At 69.9% G+C, this 17,277-nt stretch carries 14 protein-coding genes; 7 read left to right on the top strand and 7 right to left on the bottom strand.

The window, feature by feature from the left end; translation table 11 throughout:
- The first annotated feature begins 52 nt into the window (after positions 1 to 52).
- Positions 53 to 322, top strand: coding sequence for a hypothetical protein (locus tag Q8W67_RS17455; protein WP_305547827.1), 270 nt, complete (start codon positions 53 to 55; stop codon positions 320 to 322).
- A 25-nt stretch (positions 323 to 347) separates the two neighbouring features.
- Here the strand turns inward: Q8W67_RS17455 and Q8W67_RS17450 are convergent, their stop codons facing one another.
- The 3 genes from Q8W67_RS17450 to Q8W67_RS17440 all read right to left on the bottom strand — a co-directional run bounded on the left by Q8W67_RS17450 (position 348) and on the right by Q8W67_RS17440 (position 3,570).
- Positions 348 to 1,298 (bottom strand): DMT family transporter, encoded by a 951-nt coding sequence (locus Q8W67_RS17450; RefSeq protein ID WP_305547825.1) that lies wholly within the window; start codon positions 1,296 to 1,298, stop codon positions 348 to 350.
- 115 nt (positions 1,299 to 1,413) lie between these two features.
- Entirely contained in the window at positions 1,414 to 1,749 is a 336-nt protein-coding gene (locus Q8W67_RS17445; RefSeq protein ID WP_305547822.1) for a hypothetical protein, read from the bottom strand.
- A 618-nt stretch (positions 1,750 to 2,367) separates the two neighbouring features.
- Positions 2,368 to 3,570 (bottom strand): pyridoxal phosphate-dependent aminotransferase, encoded by a 1,203-nt coding sequence (locus tag Q8W67_RS17440; protein ID WP_305547819.1) that lies wholly within the window; start codon positions 3,568 to 3,570, stop codon positions 2,368 to 2,370.
- A gap of 303 nt (positions 3,571 to 3,873) precedes the next feature.
- On the opposite strand from Q8W67_RS17440, the gene Q8W67_RS17435 reads away from it, so the two are divergent.
- Entirely contained in the window at positions 3,874 to 4,899 is a 1,026-nt protein-coding gene (locus Q8W67_RS17435) for an LLM class flavin-dependent oxidoreductase (RefSeq protein ID WP_305547816.1), read from the top strand.
- A 199-nt stretch (positions 4,900 to 5,098) separates the two neighbouring features.
- Here the strand turns inward: Q8W67_RS17435 and cysN are convergent, their stop codons facing one another.
- From cysN to Q8W67_RS17420, 3 genes are read right to left on the bottom strand one after another with little or no spacing between them, the layout of a single operon-like run.
- Positions 5,099 to 6,505: a sulfate adenylyltransferase subunit CysN gene (gene cysN / locus Q8W67_RS17430; protein WP_305547813.1), complete on the bottom strand. Its 1,407-nt coding sequence runs from the start codon at positions 6,503 to 6,505 to the stop codon at positions 5,099 to 5,101.
- On the bottom strand, positions 6,505 to 7,467 hold the full coding sequence (gene cysD / locus Q8W67_RS17425; RefSeq protein WP_305547810.1) for a sulfate adenylyltransferase subunit CysD: 963 nt from the start codon (positions 7,465 to 7,467) through the stop codon (positions 6,505 to 6,507). The genes cysN and cysD overlap by 1 nt, the downstream gene beginning before the upstream one ends.
- Positions 7,464 to 8,276, bottom strand: a complete 813-nt coding sequence (locus Q8W67_RS17420) for a phosphoadenylyl-sulfate reductase (protein ID WP_305547807.1) — start codon at positions 8,274 to 8,276, stop codon at positions 7,464 to 7,466. Before Q8W67_RS17420 ends, cysD begins: the two co-directional genes overlap by 4 nt.
- Before the next feature lie 267 nt (positions 8,277 to 8,543).
- Between Q8W67_RS17420 and Q8W67_RS17415 the strand changes: the two genes are divergently transcribed.
- The 5 genes from Q8W67_RS17415 (at position 8,544) to Q8W67_RS17395 (ending at position 16,031) form a co-directional block, all read left to right on the top strand.
- A complete protein-coding gene (locus Q8W67_RS17415; protein ID WP_305547804.1) occupies positions 8,544 to 9,059 on the top strand; it encodes an Lrp/AsnC family transcriptional regulator in 516 nt (171 codons plus the stop codon).
- A gap of 110 nt (positions 9,060 to 9,169) precedes the next feature.
- Positions 9,170 to 10,939 (top strand): sulfite reductase flavoprotein subunit alpha, encoded by a 1,770-nt coding sequence (locus Q8W67_RS17410; RefSeq protein WP_305547802.1) that lies wholly within the window; start codon positions 9,170 to 9,172, stop codon positions 10,937 to 10,939.
- A 152-nt stretch (positions 10,940 to 11,091) separates the two neighbouring features.
- On the top strand, positions 11,092 to 12,942 hold the full coding sequence (locus Q8W67_RS17405; protein WP_305547800.1) for an NADPH-dependent assimilatory sulfite reductase hemoprotein subunit: 1,851 nt from the start codon (positions 11,092 to 11,094) through the stop codon (positions 12,940 to 12,942).
- A gap of 462 nt (positions 12,943 to 13,404) precedes the next feature.
- Positions 13,405 to 13,632 (top strand): hypothetical protein, encoded by a 228-nt coding sequence (locus Q8W67_RS17400; RefSeq protein WP_370693898.1) that lies wholly within the window; start codon positions 13,405 to 13,407, stop codon positions 13,630 to 13,632.
- Between the two features lie 215 nt (positions 13,633 to 13,847).
- Positions 13,848 to 16,031, top strand: coding sequence for a TonB-dependent siderophore receptor (locus tag Q8W67_RS17395; RefSeq protein WP_305547798.1), 2,184 nt, complete (start codon positions 13,848 to 13,850; stop codon positions 16,029 to 16,031).
- A 24-nt stretch (positions 16,032 to 16,055) separates the two neighbouring features.
- On the opposite strand, the gene Q8W67_RS17390 is transcribed toward Q8W67_RS17395, so the two are convergent.
- On the bottom strand, positions 16,056 to 17,267 hold the full coding sequence (locus Q8W67_RS17390) for a PepSY domain-containing protein (protein ID WP_305547796.1): 1,212 nt from the start codon (positions 17,265 to 17,267) through the stop codon (positions 16,056 to 16,058).
- Between the last annotated feature and the right edge of the window lie 10 nt (positions 17,268 to 17,277).

The raw sequence follows: 17,277 nt of genomic DNA, 5'->3' as shown, positions 1-17,277 counted from the left end.
CCGCAACCCGAAGTGGTGCGGAGCCGACCTGGATCGACCGACAGGAGCAACCATGAAGAAGCTGATGATCGCGACCCTCGCTCTCGCACCCCTCGCCTTCGCGGGCGCCGCGCAGGCCCAGGGCACGGTCCGCGGCGCCCAGCGCGGCGTCGAGGATGGCTCGGCCGCGGCCGGGCCGGTGGGCGGCGTCGTGGGCGGCGCGGTCGGTGCCGCCACCGGCACGGTCGGCGGCGTGCTCGGCACCGATCCGGATCCGGCCCGCCGCGCCCGCGAGAACCGGCGCGAGGAGCGGATGGACCGCCAGGAGCGCCTGGGCCGCTGATCCATCCGGCCCGGGACAGGCCGCCTCAGGCGGCCGGCCTGTCCCGGCGGATCGTCTCCTGCGCGAGCAGATACAGGCCCGAGCCGACCACGATCATCGCGCCGGCCACGGTCCAGCGGCTCGGCACGTCGCCGAACAGCAGGAAGCCCAGGGTCACGGACCACAGGAGCTGCGTGTAGATGAACGGCGCCAGCACGTTGGCCGGGGCGCGGGCATGCGCCATCACCAGCAGCCAGTGCCCCAGGGTGCCGAACAGGGCGACCCCGAACAGCAGGGCCCAGTGGGCGAGACTTGCGGGACTCGTCCAGATCCAGGGCAGGAGCGGGGCCATCAGCGCGAGGCCCGCGAGCCCGGTGTAGAACATGGTCGTCGCGGTGGAATCGTAGGCCGCGAGCTTGCGCGTGATGATCGCGTAGAAGGCGTAGACGACGACGTTGGCCACGCACAGCAGGGCGGCCGGGTGCATCCCGCCGAGGCCCGGGCGCACGATCACCAGCACGCCCAGGAAGCCGACCCCGATGGCCGCCAGCCGCGCGCGCGAGGACCATTCGCCGAGCAGCGGCCCGGCCAGCAGGGCGACCGTGAGCGGGGCGGCGAACTGGATCGAGATCGTCTCGGCCAGCTGCAGGTAGCGGAGCGCCAGGAAGTTCAGGGCCGTCGAGGCGAACAGCAGCAGCGAGCGCACGATCTGCAGCGGCAGCCGCCGGCTCTTCACCACGCCTGGCGTGAGCACCGGGTTGATGAACAGCGAGATCATCGCGACGCTCGCGGCGTAGCGCATGAAGGTGGTGACCAGCGGGTCGACGCCGGCCCGCGCCAGGGTCTTGCCGCACGCGTCGAGGCTCGCGAAGAAAGCGACCGCGCCGCACATCAGCGCGATACCGATGATCCGCCGGCGATGGGCGAGGTCGGGTTCCGGGGCGGCGCGCACGGGGGCCGTGTCATTGGCGACGGTCGTCGCGACCTGGATGCTCATGCCTGCCGGATCTCGGTGGAGGCCTGTATTCCTGACACGCGCGCGACCGCGGCGGCACCCGCCGCGGTGCAGGGGAACCATGCAGCCGGCACGGTCTCCCGAGCCGGCGCGCAGGTCAGCGCTTGGCCGCGATCTTCTCGGCGGCCGCGGTCTTCGTCGACGCCTTCGCGAGCTTCGGCCTCGACGGCGTCGCGCCCGCGATGAGAGCGGCGAGGTGGGTCTGGTCGAGGCCCGCGGCGGGAACGGGCGCGACGGCGGCGACGGCATTCACGGGCCGGCGCGGCTCGATGGAGCTGGTCGTGACCGGATCGGGAATGCCGGCGGCCACAGGAACCGGACTGGCGGTGGTCGTGGCGGATTCGCGCTGCACGCGCAGGGTCCAGTGTGCGGCGGTGGAGAGCGTGGCGATTGCCAGGATCGCCTTGATGCCGCCGGTGAGCAGGGCTCGCATGGTCGTCAGGCCCGAAAGAACGCGGTTGTGCGAGACCGGATCCCCGGTCCTGTCGCATCATCGCCCCGGAGCGTGAACGAAGCCGCAATCGCGCGGCCAGGCGGCGTCCCGGAACGGGGCAGGGCTCCGTCCCGGCCGGTCTCGCGGGCAACCCCGCGGGCGGCCCATGCGGGAGCCGCCGGCCGTCCCCGGGTGAAGTCCGCTGGAATTCTGTGTGGGCCCTGCGCCGAGCCCGCGGTTCCTGTTCCCCGCGCTCCCGACACTCCTGCAGCAACTCGGCCCACTGAGCCTCACAGGATTGGTCCAGAGAACTGGTCCGGACCACCCCGTCACTGCCGACCCCGCTACCATGCAGGCCCGAGCGGGCTCGCGAAACCTTCAGGCGCATCGGCCACAGGGACCGCCCGTGTAGAGGGTGGCAGCCGAGCCGGCAACAGAGCGGCGGCCATTTCGGCGCCCCCGCGGCGATCAGCGCTCCGCGGCGGCCGCAGCGACGCGTATCAGCGCGGCGCTGTCGGCCTCGGACGCTTCGGCCGCGAGGCGCGACCGGAGCGCGGCGATGCGCCGGGGGCGATCACCGCGATGGCGCCTCCGATGCGGCCGGCTCCGTGGTGGGACTTACCGCAGCGAGCCGCAGAACCGCTGGATGCGCCGGCAGGCCTCCTCCAGCACCGCGTTCGAGGTGGCGTAGGAGATGCGCAGGTTCGGGCCCAGACCGAAGGCCGATCCGTGCACCGCAGCCACGCCCTCGGCCTGGAGCAGCTCGGTGACGAAGTCCTCGTCCGTCTCGATGGTCTTGCCGCCCTCGGTTCTCCTGCCGATCAGCGCCGCGCAGGACGGATAGACGTAGAAGGCGCCCTCGGGCGTCGGGCAGGTCAGGCCGTTGCTCTGGTTGAGCATCGACACGACGAGGTCGCGCCGGCCGTGGAACGCCGCCCGGAACGTGGCGAGGTGGTCCTGCGGGCCGTCCAGGGCGGCCACCGCGGCCCATTGCGCGATGGTGCTGGCGCCGGAGGTCTGCTGGCCCTGGACGAAGTCCATCGCCTTGATCAGCTTTTCCGGACCGGCCGCGTAGCCGATCCGCCAGCCGGTCATGGCATAACCCTTCGAGACGCCGTTCATGGTCAGCGTCCGCTCGACCAGGGCGGGTTCCACCTGGGCCGGGGTGACGAATTCGAAGTCGCCGTAGGTCAGGTGCTCGTAGATGTCGTCGGTCAGGATGTGCACGTCGGGGTAGCGCAGCAGGACGTCGGTGAGCGCCTTCATCTCGTCGCGCGAATAGGCGGCCCCGGACGGGTTCGAAGGCGAGTTGAGCACGATCCACTTGGTCTTGGGCGTCAGAACCCGGTCGAGCTCCTCGGGCTGGAGCTTGAAGCCGTGCGCCATGTCGGTGTCGGCGAAGACCGGCGTGCCGCCGCACAGCCCGACCATCTCCGGGTAGGACACCCAGTAGGGGCGGGGGATCACCACCTCGTCGCCCGGGTTCAGGGTGGCCAGGAAGGCGTTGTAGAGCACCTGCTTGCCGCCGGTGCCCACGATGGTCTGCGAGACCTTGTAGTCGAGCCCGTTCTCGCGCTTGAACTTGCGCACGATCGCCTCGCGCAGGGGCACGATGCCGGAGACCGGCGGGTATCGGGTCTCGTTGCGGTGGATCGCCTCGATGGCGGCCTGCTTGATGTGCTCGGGGGTGTCGAAATCCGGCTCGCCCACCGACAGGCTGATGACGTCGACGCCGGACGCCTTCAGGTCCCGGGCCTTCTGGGTCATCACGATGGTCGCGGACGGCTTCACCCGCGAGAGGACGTCGGCGAGGAAGGCCATGGTCGTCTGTCTCCGTAAGGGCGCGGCGATCCCGGGCGCCCACGATGCGGGCGGGACCCTAGGCCGAGGCTGCGATGCCGACAAGACTGCCCGGCGGACCGGATTCCTGGCTATCCTCCCGGCAATCCGAAGAAAGCGATCAGGTGCGAATCCTCAACGTCTTCTATCGGGGCAGAACCTGCGTGGCCCTGTTTCAGGGCCGGGATTGAAAGATCGGGACGCGCTGAGTTGAACTCCTGAAGCGTTAAGCCCGGTGCTCCATCCGCCCTCGCGCCCGCCCACCCGCGCCCCCATCTCCTGCGGATGATCCCGCTCTCCGTCCTCGACCTCTCCTTCGTCGGCGCCGATTCGACCCCCGCGCAGGCGCTGCACGACACACTGGCGCTCGCCTGCCACGTCGATGGCCTCGGCTATCGGCGCTACTGGCTCGCCGAGCACCATGCGCTCCCCAACGTGGCGAGCCCGGCCCCCGAGATCATGATCGGCCAGATCGCCGCCGCGACCCATGCGATCCGGGTCGGCTCGGGCGGGATCATGCTGCCGAACCATGCACCGCTGATGGTGGCCGAACGATTCCGGGTGCTGGAGGCGCTGTTTCCCGGGCGGATCGACCTCGGCCTCGGGCGCGCACCCGGTACCGACGGGCTCACTGCCCGGGCCCTGCGCCGTCGGGAGGCCCCCGGCGAGAGCGGGGGCGACGACTTCCTCGACCGCCTGCAGGAGCTGCTGTTCTGGGACGGCGGCTTCCCGGAGGGGCATCCATTCGCGACAATCCAGGCGAGCCCCGCCGGAGTGCCGCTGCCGCCGATCTTCCTGCTCGGTTCATCCGACTACAGCGCCCAGCTCGCCGGCGAGATCGGCTGCGGGTTCGGCTTCGCGCAGCACTTCTCCGGGATGCCGGCCGAGGGGCCGATGCGGGCCTATCGCCGCCTGTTCCGGCCGACGCGGCTCGGCGAGCGGCCCCACGCGATCCTGGCCGTGGCGGCGATCTGCGCCGCCACGGACGCGGAGGCCGAGCGGCTGGCCGCGAGCGCGCGCCTGTCGACGCTGCGGCGGGAGCGGGGCGAATACCGGCCGCTGCCGAGCCTCGCCGAGGCGCTGGAATACCCGTATTCCAGCGCGGAACGCGCCCAGATCGAGCGCGGTCGCGACCGGCTGCACGTGGGAAGCCCCGAGACCCTGCGGGCGCGGCTCGCCGAGATGGCCGAGCACACGCAGGCGGACGAGCTGATGATCGTCTCGGCGATCCCCGACCAGGGGGTGCGGCACGAATCCTACGCATTGCTGGCGCAGGCCTGGGGTCTCGGCGCCGCCGCGCGGGCGGCCTGACGGCAGCGTCCCTGAGCCTCCGCGTCATTCCGGGCTCCGCTTCGCGGTTCCGGAATGAGGGAGTCGTTCATGGACCTGCCGCCTTCACGGGGGCGAAGGCACAGATCTGAGAAACCGCGGGATTTGGATCGCAACACCTTTCAATCACCTTGAAAGGGCTGGGTCCCGGACCTTTTGAATCCGGGACCTTTTTACCGGCTCAGCGCCCGAACAGGCGGCTGAGGCGACCGAGCAGGCCGGGTGCCTTCTCGGCAGCCGGTGCGGCGGTTGTCACCGGCGAGGCCTCAGCCTGCGGTGCCAGCACCAGCCCGAGCGCCGCCGTGTCGGTGGTCTCGCGGTCGATCAGGATCAGGCTGCCGGTCTCGCGGTTGGCCGCATAGGCGTCCACCGCCACCGGACGGTCGAGGCGCAGGGACACATCCGCGATGTCGTTGGCCGACAGGCGCTCGGCAGGGCCCGGCCTGCCGGTCTCGGGATCGATGCGCGAGACGATCCGCTCCACGGTGGCGCTTACCGTGGCGGTGCCGATCTTGGCGAGCAGGCTCGCCCCCGGCGCCAGCTCGGTCTCGGCCGCCCAGAACAGGCGGGCGTCGAACTGCTCCGTGACCCGCATCGGGGATCCGGAGGCCGCGATCACCTGACCGCGCGAGGCGTCGATCTGGTGGGCCAGAACCAGGGTCACCGACTCGTCCTCGCCGGCCTCGGCAAGGTCGCCGTCGGCAGTGTAGATCCGCGCCACGGTCGAGGTCCGGCCCGAGGGCTGGATCGTCACGGCATCGCCCGGGCGGACCCGGCCGCTGGCGATCCGGCCGCTATAGCCGCGGAACTCGGAATTCGGCCGGTTCACCCACTGCACCGCCATGCGGAACGGCGCGTTGAGCGCCTCCTCGCGCACCGGCACGGTCTCCAGGTAGTCGAGGAGCGTGCCGCCCGTGTACCAGGTGGCGGCGATGGCCGGGTCCACGACGTTGTCGCCGTTCTTGGCCGAGAGCGGGATCGCCTTGACCTCGGCAAAGTTCAGCCCGCCGGCGAAATCGGTGAAGCCCGACAGGATCGCGTCGAACTTGTCCTGCGACCAGCCGACCAGGTCCATCTTGTTCACCGCCAGAACGACCCGGCGGATGCCCAGCATCGACACCAGCAATGCGTGGCGCCGCGTCTGGCGGGTCAGGCCCTGGCGGGCATCCACCAGGATCACCGCCACGTCCGCCGTCGAGGCGCCGGTGGCCATGTTGCGGGTGTACTGCTCGTGGCCGGGGGTGTCGGCCACGATGAACGAACGTTTCTCCGTGGAGAAGAACCGATACGCGACGTCGATGGTGATGCCCTGCTCGCGCTCGGCCTGGAGGCCGTCCACCAAAAGCGCGAGATCCATCTCCTGCCCCTGCGTCCCGTGGCGCCGGGAATCGCGCTGGAGCGCCGAGATCTGGTCGTCGAAGATCTGCTTGGTGTCGTGCAGGAGCCGCCCGATCAGGGTCGACTTGCCGTCATCCACCGAGCCGCAGGCGATGAAGCGCAGCACCGCCTTGTTGCGGTGCGCGGTGAGGAACGCCGCGTAGCCGGAGGCGCGGTCGGCGAAGGCGGTGGGAGCCTGGTGCAACGTCATCAGAAGTAGCCCTCCTGCTTCTTGCGCTCCATGGCGCCCGCGCCGTCCTTGTCGATCACCCGGCCCTGGCGCTCCGAGGTGCGGGCGGCCAGGGTCTCGCCGATGATCTCGGGCAGCGTGGCGGCATCGCTCTCCACGGCACCGGTGAGCGGGTAGCAGCCCAGCGTCCGGAACCGGACGAGGCGCTGCTGCGGGGTCTCGCCCGGCGCGAGCGGCAGGCGGTCGTCATCGACCATGATCAGCTGGCCCTCGCGCTCCACCACGGGGCGCTCCTGGGCGAAATAGAGCGGCACGATCGGAATGTTTTCCTGCTCGATGTAGAGCCAGATGTCGAGCTCGGTCCAGTTCGAGAGCGGGAACACCCGCAGGGATTCGCCGCGCTTCTTCTTGAGGTTGTAGAGGTGCCACGGCTCAGCGCGCTGGCGCTTGGGGTCCCAGCGATGCTGCGCGGTGCGCAGGGAGATGATCCGCTCCTTGGCGCGGCTCGCCTCCTCGTCGCGGCGGGCGCCCCCGAAGGCGGCATCGAACTTGTGCTTGTCCAAAGCCTGGCGCAGGGCCTGGGTCTTCATCACGTCGGTATGGACCTCGGAGCCGTGGCTCACGGGGCCGACGCCGCGGGCGAGCCCGTCCGGGTTGGTGTGCACCAGGAGGTCGAGGTCGAGTTCCTTCACCCGGGCATCGCGAAAGGCGATCATCTCGCGGAACTTCCACGTGGTGTCGACGTGGAGCAGTGGGAACGGCAGCCGCCCGGGCGCGAAGGCCTTCAGGGCCAGGTGCAGCAGGACCGAGGAATCCTTGCCGATCGAGTAGAGCATCACCGGGTTCTCGGTCTCGGCGACCGTCTCCCGGAAGATGTGGATGCTCTCGGCCTCCAGCCGCTTGAGGTGGCTGAGGCGGTCGGCAGGATTCTGGGTGTGCGAGGGGGCGCTCGGCTGCACGGCGGCGGCGAGGGCTGCGCTCATCGGGCGAACTCCGGCTGGCGGTTTGTCACATCCTGGCTGGTCTCGAACGCGGCGGGCTCCTGACCCGGCTGCACGGACGCCGCGGGGCGCCCGATATGCAGGCCGCATTCCTTCTTCTCTTCCTGCTCCCACCACCAGCGTCCGGCGCGCTCCGGCTCGCCGAGCTTCACCGCGCGCGTGCAGGGCGCGCAGCCGATCGACGGGAAGCCGCGATCGTGCAGCACGTTGTAGGGAACGAAGTTCTCGCGAATGAAGCCGTCGATCTGCGGCCGGGACCAGTCGGCGAGAGGGTTGAGCTTGATCAGGCCGCGCCCGGCATCGAACTCGGCCAGCGGCGTCTCGGCGCGGTTGGCCGACTGGCCGGCGCGCAGACCCGTGAGCCAGCCGCTCGCGCCGTCGAGGGCGCGGCCCAGCGGCTCGACCTTGCGGAAGCCGCAGCAGGCCTGCCGGGCGGCGACCGAGCGCCGGAAGCCGTTGATGCCTTCCTGGCGCACGAAGGCCTCCGCGGCCGCGCGCTCCGGAGCATAGGCGCCGATCCGGATGCCGTAGGCCGATTCGGTCTCCGCCCAGGTGTCGTAGGTCTCGGCGAACAGGCGGCCGGTATCAAGGGTGACGATCTCGACGCGGCCCTTCGCCAGCCCGGCCATGGCCAGCGCGTGGGTCAGGGCCTGGTCCTCGACGCCGAGACTCGTGGTGAACACGAGGCGGCCCGGGATCTCGGAGGCGATCACGTGGAGGCGGTCTGTCAGGTCGAGCCCGGACAGCCGCCCGGCGAGGGATTCGGCCGTCTGTCGGTCCGGACGGGTCATCGCGACATGTCCTGGGTTGGAACGGGGGACAGGGCCCGGACGACTCCGTACCCTGTTGTCGAACGGGCGAGATGTTCGCTATACCGAACGAAGTCAAGGCGCCAGGGTGTGCTTGTCCGGCATATCCCGAGGCCCTGACGTGCGGTGGCGCACAGCGCCCCGCTTCACCCGATACGGTTCACCATAAAAGATTCTTCTCGCCGGGCTCCCGGAGAGCCTATAGAGCGCCAGCGCGGCGCGGCGTGGAAGAAGCCCACGGAGATTCCTTTGGACGCGATCGATCTGAAGATTCTCGCCCTCTTGCAGGCGGACGCGACACTCTCCATCGCGGCGATCGGCGAGCGGGTCGGGCTGTCCCAGACCCCGTGCTGGAAGCGCATCCAGAAGCTGGAAGCGGATGGCGTCATCGACCGGCGGGTGGCGGTGCTCGACCCGGTCAAGCTCGGCCTCGGGCTGACCGTGTTCGTCTCGATCGAGACTGCTGATCACTCGCAGGATTGGCTGCAGCGTTTCGCCGCTACCGTCTCGGCGATGCCGGAGGTCCTGGAATTCTACCGGATGGCGGGCGACGTGGACTACATGCTGCGCGTCGTGGTGGCCGACATGCAGGCCTATGACAGCTTCTATAAGCAGCTGATCGCGGTGCTGCCCCTGAAGAACGTCACCTCGCGCTTCGCCATGGAGAAGGTGAAGTCCACCACCGCCCTGCCGCTGCCCGCGCCGCCGAAAACCGGACGCCACCTGCCCGGGACCGGCCCGGCCCTCGCCGTCGTTGGAGAATAATCTTCTATTTCTTTGCATCGCAGCGAATGCGATGTCCTAATCCGAGCCCGTTCTGCAAAAAGAACGTTTCCGATTGACAGCGGCCTCCCAGGCCCCGACATGGTCTCCTGATGTCACGCCAGAATCTCCTTCCGCGCACCGCCCCGTTCGGCGACGGCGAGCGCGCCAGCCTAGACGCCGTGCTGGGCACTGCGACCCCCGTGCAACGCGCGTGGCTTGCGGGCTTCCTGGCGGGACTCGACGCCGCGGGCGGCCAGCCGGCCGTCGCGCCGGCCGCCCCGCCAAAGGCGGCCGAGCCGCTGACGATCGTCTACGCCAGCGAGTCGGGGAATTCAGAGGCGCTCGCCGGCAACGTCGCCAAGCTGGCGCGCAAGCAGGGCTTCAAGCCGAAGGTCGTGGATTTCTCCGATCTCGACGTTTCGACCCTGCCGAAGGCCGGCAAGCTCGTCGCGATCGCCGCCACCTGGGGCGAGGGCGAGCCGCCGGCGCGCGCCGTGCGGGCCTATGGCGAGTTGATGGGGGAGGGCGCCCCGCGCCTCGACGGCGTCCAGTTCGCCGTCCTGGCACTGGGCGACACCTCCTACGCGGAATTCTGCGCCACCGGTAAGGCTCTCGACGCGCGCTTCGAGGCTCTGGGAGGCCGGCGCGCCGCCGAGCGGGCCGACCTCGACCTCGATTTCGAGAAGCCGGCGGCCGACTGGATCAAGGCCACCCTCAAGGCCCTCGCCCCCGCGGAGGCGGCCGACAATGTGGTGGCGGTCGATTTCGCCCGCGCCGCCGCGGGTGAGGACGACGAGGCCGAGCCGAGCCGCGAACCCCTGGTGGTCGAGGTCGTCGAGCACGTGAACCTCAATTCCTCGCGCTCCGACAAGGAGACGATCCACCTGGCGCTGGCCTTCGAGGACGGCGCACCGGCCTACGAGCCAGGCGATTCCCTCGAGATCTTCCCGGAGAACGATCCGCAGCTCGTGGACGAGATCCTGAACGCCGCCGGCCTCGCGGATGACGCGGCCTTGCGCAAGACGCTGCTCGCAGAGCGGGACATCACCACGCTGTCGCCCGCCACCATCGAGCGCTTCGTCAAGGCGACCGGCCACACGGAAGCGCAGAAGCTCATCGACAGCGGCGAGGCCCGGGCCTGGATCGAGGGGCGGCACCTGATCGACCTGCTCGAGACCTACCCGGCCGCGCTCACGGCCGAGCATCTCGGCACCATCACCCGGCCGCTGCCGCCGCGGGCCTACTCGATCGCCTCCTCCCGCAAGGAGGTGGGCGACGAGGTGCATCTCGCGATCGTGGCGGTGCGCTACGAGACCCACGGGCGAGCCCGCTCAGGGGTCGCCTCGGTCCACGTGGCCGACCGGATCCGCGACGGCGCCAAGCTGCGGGTGCGGCTGAAGCCGAACCGCCACTTCCGCCTGCCGCAGGATCCGGCCACCGACATCATCATGGTCGGGCCGGGCACCGGCGTCGCGCCGTTCCGCGCCTTCGTGCAGGAGCGCCGGGCCGTCGAGGCGCCCGGGCGGTCGTGGCTGTTCTTCGGCGACCGGCATTTCACCCACGACTTCCTGTACCAGCTCGAATGGCAGGAGGCCCTGGAGGATGGCGCGCTCACGAAGATCGACGTGGCCTTCTCGCGGGATCAGCCGGAGAAGATCTACGTGCAGGACCGGATCACCCAGCACGCCGCGGAGCTGGTCTCCTGGCTCGACGGAGGCGCCCACTTCTACGTCTGCGGCGATGCGAAGAACATGGCCAAGGACGTGCGCGTCGCTCTGGTGAAGGCCTACGAGACCAGCAAGGGCCTGAGCGCCGCCGACGCGGAGGCGCAGGTCGCGGCGCTGGAGCGCAGCCACCGCTACCAGCAGGACGTTTACTAGGGACCCCACGGCCCGCTCCATCACCGAGCGGCCGGCCCCGGCGGGGCGCGGGAGGAGACCTCCCGGACACCGAGTTTCACGCTCTTGCCCGCGCCGCGGTATCCCCGCGGTCGGGAAGAGGCCTACGCATTCGACGATATTGGATTCGTTCCATGGACGACCACAGCCCCCGCGAGGCCGCCGAGACCCCGGCCTCTGTCCCGGCCGCCAGCCCGGCCAAGCGCGTCTACGAGACCCCGCCCACCGAGCGGCCGATCACCGACGCGGAGGCTGCGCGCGCGGCCCAGCTCGCGGCGAACGAGCACATCAAGATCGCCAGCGGCTATCTCCGCGGCACGCTCGCGGACGGCCTGCTGAAGCATGCCACCGGGGCGATCTCCGAGGATGACGGGCAGCTCGTGAAATTCCACGGGATGTACCTGCAGGACGACCGCGACCTGCGCCCCGAGCGGACCAAGAAGAAGCTCGACAAGGCCTACAGCTTCATGATCCGCCTGCGCATCGCGGGCGGCGTGATCAGCCCAAAGCAGTGGCTGGTCCTGGACGACATCGCGGTGACCTATGCGGGCGGCGCCCTGCGGGCGACCACGCGCCAGACCTTCCAGTATCACGGCGTGATCAAGTCGAACCTGAAGCGCACGATGGCGGCCATCGACGCGGCGCTCCTCGACACGATCGCGGCCTGCGGCGACGTCAACCGCAACGTCATGGCGGCGACGAACCCGGCCCAGACCGGCGCCCACGCGGCAGCCTACCAGCTCGCCAAGGACATATCCGATTCGCTGCTGCCGAAGACCAGCGCGTGGCGCGAGATCTGGCTCGACGGCGAGCGCGTGGTCGGCGGCGAGGCGGAGTCCGAGGTCGAGCCAGTCTACGGCCGGACCTACCTGCCGCGGAAGTTCAAGACCGTCGTGGCGGTGCCGCCCTCGAACGAGGTCGACATCTTCGCCCACGATCTCGGCTTCATCGCGATCCTCGACGAGCAGAACCGGGTGACCGGCTGGAACGTCACGGTGGGTGGCGGCATGGGCATGACCCATGGCGAGACCGACACCTTCCCGCGCACCGCAGACGTGATGGGCTTCGTGGCACCTGAGGACGCCATCAAGGTCGCCGAGGCCGTGATGACGGTCCAGCGCGACTGGGGCAACCGCAAGAACCGCAAGAACGCCCGGCTCAAGTACACGATCGAGCGCTACGGGCTCGACGCCTTCCGGGCCGAGGTCGAGAAGCGCGTCGGCAAGACGCTCGGCGCGCCAAAGCCCTTCGCGTTCACCGGCAACGGCGACCGCTTCGGCTGGACCGAGGGCGATGACGGCCGGCATCACCTCACGCTCTACGTCCCCTCCGGCCGGATCAAGGACATCGAGGGCGGCCCGCAATTCCTCTCGGGGCTGCGCCGCATCGCGCAGGTGCACGAGGGGGATTTCCGCCTCACCGCCAACCAGAACGTGATCATCGCCAACGTCCCGGCGGAGAAGCGGGCCGAGATCGAGGCGCTGGTCGACGAGCACGGTCTGACCAAGGGCGCGGGGGCGCTGCGCCGCAACTCCATCGCCTGCGTGGCCCTGCCGACCTGCGGGCTGGCCCTCGCCGAGAGCGAGCGCTACCTGCCGGACCTGATGACCGAACTGGAGGAGAGCCTGGCCGCGCACGGGCTGGCCGAGGAGGAGATCACGATCCGCTCCACCGGCTGCCCGAACGGCTGCGCCCGGCCGTTCATCGCCGAGATCGGCCTCGTCGGCCGCGGTCCCGAACGCTACCACCTCTATCTCGGCGCCGCCTTCGACGGCTCGCGCCTGGGCAAGCTCTACAAGGAGGACGTGGCGGCCTCGGAGATCCGGGACACCCTGGACCCATTATTTGCCGACTACGCGAAAGGCCGGAATCCCGGCGAGCATTTCGGCGACTACCTGATCCGGGCCGGGCATGTGGCCCGGACGGTGAACGGGCCGGATTTCCACGACCGGACCGGGGCTTTGAAGCCGGCCGGGCACGCCTGAGGCCGCACTCTCTCCGAGGCCGAGGTAGGGCCCGCGGTGTCGGATGAAGGGTCTTGGGCAGCCCGAGCGCATCGGCCAAAGATGCGCCGGCGCCTGGGAACGGCGCGCTCCGGTCCGAACGATCGCGCGACCGGCGGCATTTCGCGGTGACGCGCCGAGCTGGTCACACGGGCGCGAGTCCCGCGCGAGCGAGATGGCGCGACGGGCACCTGGCTCACCGAGGACGGGCGTGCCCGCGTTCGGACCGAACCATGCGGCCCCGACCACGCGCACCGGTGCTGCGCCGTCGTCTGGCGCAATCCGAAGCACGACAAGGGACGGGGACCTCTGGACAGGCCAGCCCGGATCCGCGCCGGCAGGCACGCCCTCTGCTCGGCCACCAGATGATCCTCGGCCTGAGTCCGGACGCGGAAGGCCGCTATCGGCAAGATCTTAAGCGGCGACAGCGGCAAGTCCGACGACGTGTCGATCTGGAGCGAGACCGCCGGGCTCTCGGTGCGCGGCTGCCTGCTCGCCGTGCTGCGCGGCACGCAGACCTGGGGGCGGGTGACGAGTCTCGATCCCGGCCACTTGCGGGCCGCGACCGACATGCCGGACGGGCCCCGATCGGATCCCGAATGGGCTGTGACGGGCCCGAAGGCCCGGACCTCGGACGGGCAGGCGGCCCAGCCGCGCCAGTTCTCCCTCTGAACGTGTACAGGCTAGACGCGCACACGTTTCAGTAAGCCAAAACGAAACAGCTTTGAGTTATTCCAATGCTATTATGTGGCTCGCCAGCCACGTACGGCAAGTCACTGCGATTTTTCAGTCCTCAATCCCCGTCGAGCATTGAAACAATCCCGTCGCTGCACGCTAAGATTCGGCACGCCGTGTGGCGATGATCTTTTTAAGAACGACTAAAATCTATGCCACATGACCACGACAACCGCGTAGATGTCGGAGAATTCGACAGCGCATGCGGCGTCAATAGACTGACTGGACTGACCATCGCCCTGCTCTTCGCATCGACGACTGTGGTTCATGCGCAATCCGATTCGGCCCTGGACGAGGTCGTCCTCTCGGAACTGAGCGTCACCGGCACAGGCCCCGCGGCCGAGCGGGCGGGTGGGCCGGTCGTCGGCTACCGCGCCACGCGCTCGGCCACAGCGACCCGGACAGACACGCCCCTGCGCGACACGCCGCAATCGGTGCAGGTGGTACCCCGAGACGTGCTGGTCGATCAGCAGGACATCCGCCTGGGCGATGCCCTGCAGAACGTCAGCAGCGTCCAGCCCGGAGGCACGATCCAGGGCCGGAGCGACACCTTCATCATCCGCGGCTTCCGCACTCAGACCTACGCCATCGACGGCGTGCTGCTGAACCAGGCGGGCACCTTCTCCACCGTCACCCGTGATCTCGCCGACGTGGAGCGGATCGAGGTGCTCAAAGGTCCGGCCTCGGTGCTGTACGGGCGCGGCGATCCCGGCGGGCTGATCAACATCGTCACCCGGCAGCCGACTCTGGTGCCGTCCGGCGACATCAACCTGCAGGCCGGCAGCTTCGGCTTCCGGCGGGTGCAGGGCTCGGTGTCGAGCGCGATCGAGGGGGTGGACGGCCTCGCCGGGCGCGTCAGCTTCGCCGGGCAGTCCGACCCGACCTTCCGCAATTTCGACGGCCGGGACAATTCCCGGACCTTCGTGGCGCCGGCCTTCACGTGGAACCCGAGCCCGGACACACGGGTCTCGTTCATCGGCGAGTTCACCCGACTGGATACGCAGTACGACGAGGGGCTCGTCGCCCGGAACGGCCGCGTGCCGCTCGACAATGTCGCGCGCTATTACGGCGAGCCCTTCTCCCGCTACAACAGCACCGCGAATTTCGGCCTGCTGAAGGTCGAGCACGACGTCAACGCCAACATCACCCTGCGCGAAGTTCTCAACGCCCAATGGGGCGGCTTCAACTTCCTGGCGACCCGCGCCACAGGACTGAACAATACCAAGACCATGGTGACCCGGCGCGAGACCGCGGGCTACTCGACCTACGCCGCCGTGGACAGCCAGACCGAGGTCGTGGCCAAGTTCGACCTGCTGGGCTTCCGGCACACCGTGCTGGCCGGGGTCGAGTACACCAACGGCTACCGGCACTCCTACACGACGCAGAGCACCAACTACCCGTCGGTGAGCTTCCAGAACCCGGCCTTCGGGGCAGCCCTCGTGGGCCTGCAATTGCAGGGCGACCTGAAGCAGAAGAACGAGCTGAACGGCCTCTACGTCCAGGACCAGATCGATCTGGGTCTGGGCCTGCAACTCCTGGTCGGCGTCCGCTACGATACCGGCACGCAGTACTACTTCAACCGGACACTGACGTCGCGCGCGATCCCGCCCAATCAGGAGCTGTCGGGCACCTCGCCGCGCGTCGGCCTGATCTACCGCCCGGTCGAGCCGCTGACCCTTTATGCGAGCTACTCGACCTCGTTCAAGCCGCAGATCGACAACGTCCTCAACGTCGCCAACCCGCCTCCCGAGACCGGCGAGCAGTACGAGATCGGCAGCCGGCTGGACCTGACCCCCGATCTGACCCTGTCCGCGGCGGCCTTCCGGATCACCCGCAACAACGTCTCCGCCGCCGACCCGGTCAACACCACTTATTCCGTGATCACCGGGCAGCAGCGCTCCGAGGGCGTCGAGGCCGACCTCGCCGGCCAGATCCTGCCGGGCTGGAAGGTCATCGGCGGGATCAGCTTCCTTGATGCGCGGATCACCCGGGACACCACCTTCGCGGTCGGCAACCGGCTGGTGGGGGCGCCGGCCTTCAGCGGCAGCATCTGGTCAACCTATCAGTTCCAGGAGGGCCTTCTGCTCGGCTGGAACGTCGGGGCCGGGATCACCTATGTCGGCCGGCGCGCCGGCGACCTGAACAACAGCTACTCGGTGGGCGGTTACGCCCGGCTCGATGCGGCCGTGTTCTACGACCTCAACGACCATGCCCGGTTCTCGATCAACGCGCGCAACCTGACCGACCGGCGCTACATCGAGCAGCCCTTCAACCAGTTCAACAACCAGCCCGGCGCGCCGCTCTCGGTGCTGGCGACGATCACCGCGCGGCTCTGAGCCGGGCCGCCCGGGTGCCGGCGGTCACAGCGCCCGCTTCAGGGATTCGCCCCGCGGAGGGCGGGCGACAGGATCGCCGGCCCGGTGCCGGGCGCCCGCACGGCGGCGCAGCCCGTAGAGGACCAGACCGGTCGCCGCGAAGCCCGGCATGGCGAGCGCCGCAAGGCAGAACAGCAGGGCGAACACGTCGCCGAAGAAGCGGCCGCGATGCACCTCCAGGATGTTGTCGAGGATGCGCCGCCCGAGCGGCGTGTCGGCGGCGCGCGCGGCGGAGAGCAGCGCGCCCGTGGCGGCGTCGTAACGCGCCTCGTTGCGGGCGCTCGGCGCGTCGACGCCCCGGGGCAACCAGCGGATCCGGATCGCCTTCGCGTCGGGCTCCGGCAGGGTCAGGATCGCCAAGCCCGCCTCGCGCCCCTCTCCGGCCCGGAACGCCGCCCAGGCCCGGTCGAGGGCCGCAGGTTCGGACGCGTCGGCCTGCCCTTCGGCCATGCGCTTGCGACCGGGCGCGCGCCCGGGCTTCTCCGCGTCCGTCGTGCCGGCGAGCAGCCACGTGGCGCCGTCCTTGAACGCCGGGTAGGACCAGGTCAGGCCGGTGAGCGCGATGACGAGGTAGACGGGCGCGAGCCACGTCCCGGCCACGGCGTGCAGCGACCACCAGCGCGGGCGCCCCGGCCGCGACAGGCTCGGCTTGAGCCAGATCCGCCAGCGATGGACCTTGGGCCAGCGCAGGTAGAGGCCCGTGGCCAGGAAGGCGATCAGCGCCAGCGTGCAGGCGCCCGTGACGGTGCCGCCCCAGCCCTTGGCCCCGCCGGGGATCAGCAGCCAGCGGTGCAGGTCCCGCACCGTCGCCAAGGCCGCCTCCAGGCGCACCGGGCCGAGCACCGCGCCGTCATAGGGGTTGGCATAGACCGAGGGCGGCCGCGCGCGGGTCTCCGGATCGCGGGCGAAGCGGACATGGACGCTCGCGCCCGGGTCGTCCGACAGGGTGAGCGCGTTCACCCGGCGCCCGCTGGCCTGCGCGTCGATGCGGGCCGCCAGGGAAGCGGGGGGGAGTGCCTGCCGCTCGCCCACAGCCACCGTCAACCGGTCGCGGTTGGCGAAGGCCGTGATCGCCTCCTCGTAGCTCATCAGGGCCCCGGTCAGGCCCATCAGCGCGAGAACGAGACCGGCGGTGAGGCCCAGCGCCCAGTGCAAGCGGAAGAGCACGGCCCGGGGGGTGGGAATCGGGAGCGGCATGTCTGTCGCC

This window comes from Methylobacterium sp. NEAU K (assembly GCF_030700285.1).
Classification (GTDB): Bacteria; Pseudomonadota; Alphaproteobacteria; order Rhizobiales; family Beijerinckiaceae; genus Methylobacterium.
The sequence above is the reverse complement of the archived record's forward strand: the minus strand, read 5'-3'. Positions and strand labels throughout refer to the sequence as shown.

What these genes read in the sequence shown, in the direction of transcription:
- Q8W67_RS17455 (WP_305547827.1), top strand. Translation starts at nt 53, where the DNA reads ATGAAGAAGCTGATGATCGCGACCCTCGCTCTCGCACCCCTCGCCTTC.
- Q8W67_RS17450 (WP_305547825.1), bottom strand. Translation starts at nt 1,298, where the DNA reads ATGAGCATCCAGGTCGCGACGACCGTCGCCAATGACACGGCCCCCGTG.
- Q8W67_RS17445 (WP_305547822.1), bottom strand. Translation starts at nt 1,749, where the DNA reads ATGCGAGCCCTGCTCACCGGCGGCATCAAGGCGATCCTGGCAATCGCC.
- Q8W67_RS17440 (WP_305547819.1), bottom strand. Translation starts at nt 3,570, where the DNA reads ATGGCCTTCCTCGCCGACGTCCTCTCGCGGGTGAAGCCGTCCGCGACC.
- Q8W67_RS17435 (WP_305547816.1), top strand. Translation starts at nt 3,874, where the DNA reads ATGATCCCGCTCTCCGTCCTCGACCTCTCCTTCGTCGGCGCCGATTCG.
- cysN (WP_305547813.1), bottom strand. Translation starts at nt 6,505, where the DNA reads ATGACGTTGCACCAGGCTCCCACCGCCTTCGCCGACCGCGCCTCCGGC.
- cysD (WP_305547810.1), bottom strand. Translation starts at nt 7,467, where the DNA reads ATGAGCGCAGCCCTCGCCGCCGCCGTGCAGCCGAGCGCCCCCTCGCAC.
- Q8W67_RS17420 (WP_305547807.1), bottom strand. Translation starts at nt 8,276, where the DNA reads ATGACCCGTCCGGACCGACAGACGGCCGAATCCCTCGCCGGGCGGCTG.
- Q8W67_RS17410 (WP_305547802.1), top strand. Translation starts at nt 9,170, where the DNA reads ATGTCACGCCAGAATCTCCTTCCGCGCACCGCCCCGTTCGGCGACGGC.
- Q8W67_RS17405 (WP_305547800.1), top strand. Translation starts at nt 11,092, where the DNA reads ATGGACGACCACAGCCCCCGCGAGGCCGCCGAGACCCCGGCCTCTGTC.
- Q8W67_RS17395 (WP_305547798.1), top strand. Translation starts at nt 13,848, where the DNA reads ATGCCACATGACCACGACAACCGCGTAGATGTCGGAGAATTCGACAGC.
- Q8W67_RS17390 (WP_305547796.1), bottom strand. Translation starts at nt 17,267, where the DNA reads ATGCCGCTCCCGATTCCCACCCCCCGGGCCGTGCTCTTCCGCTTGCAC.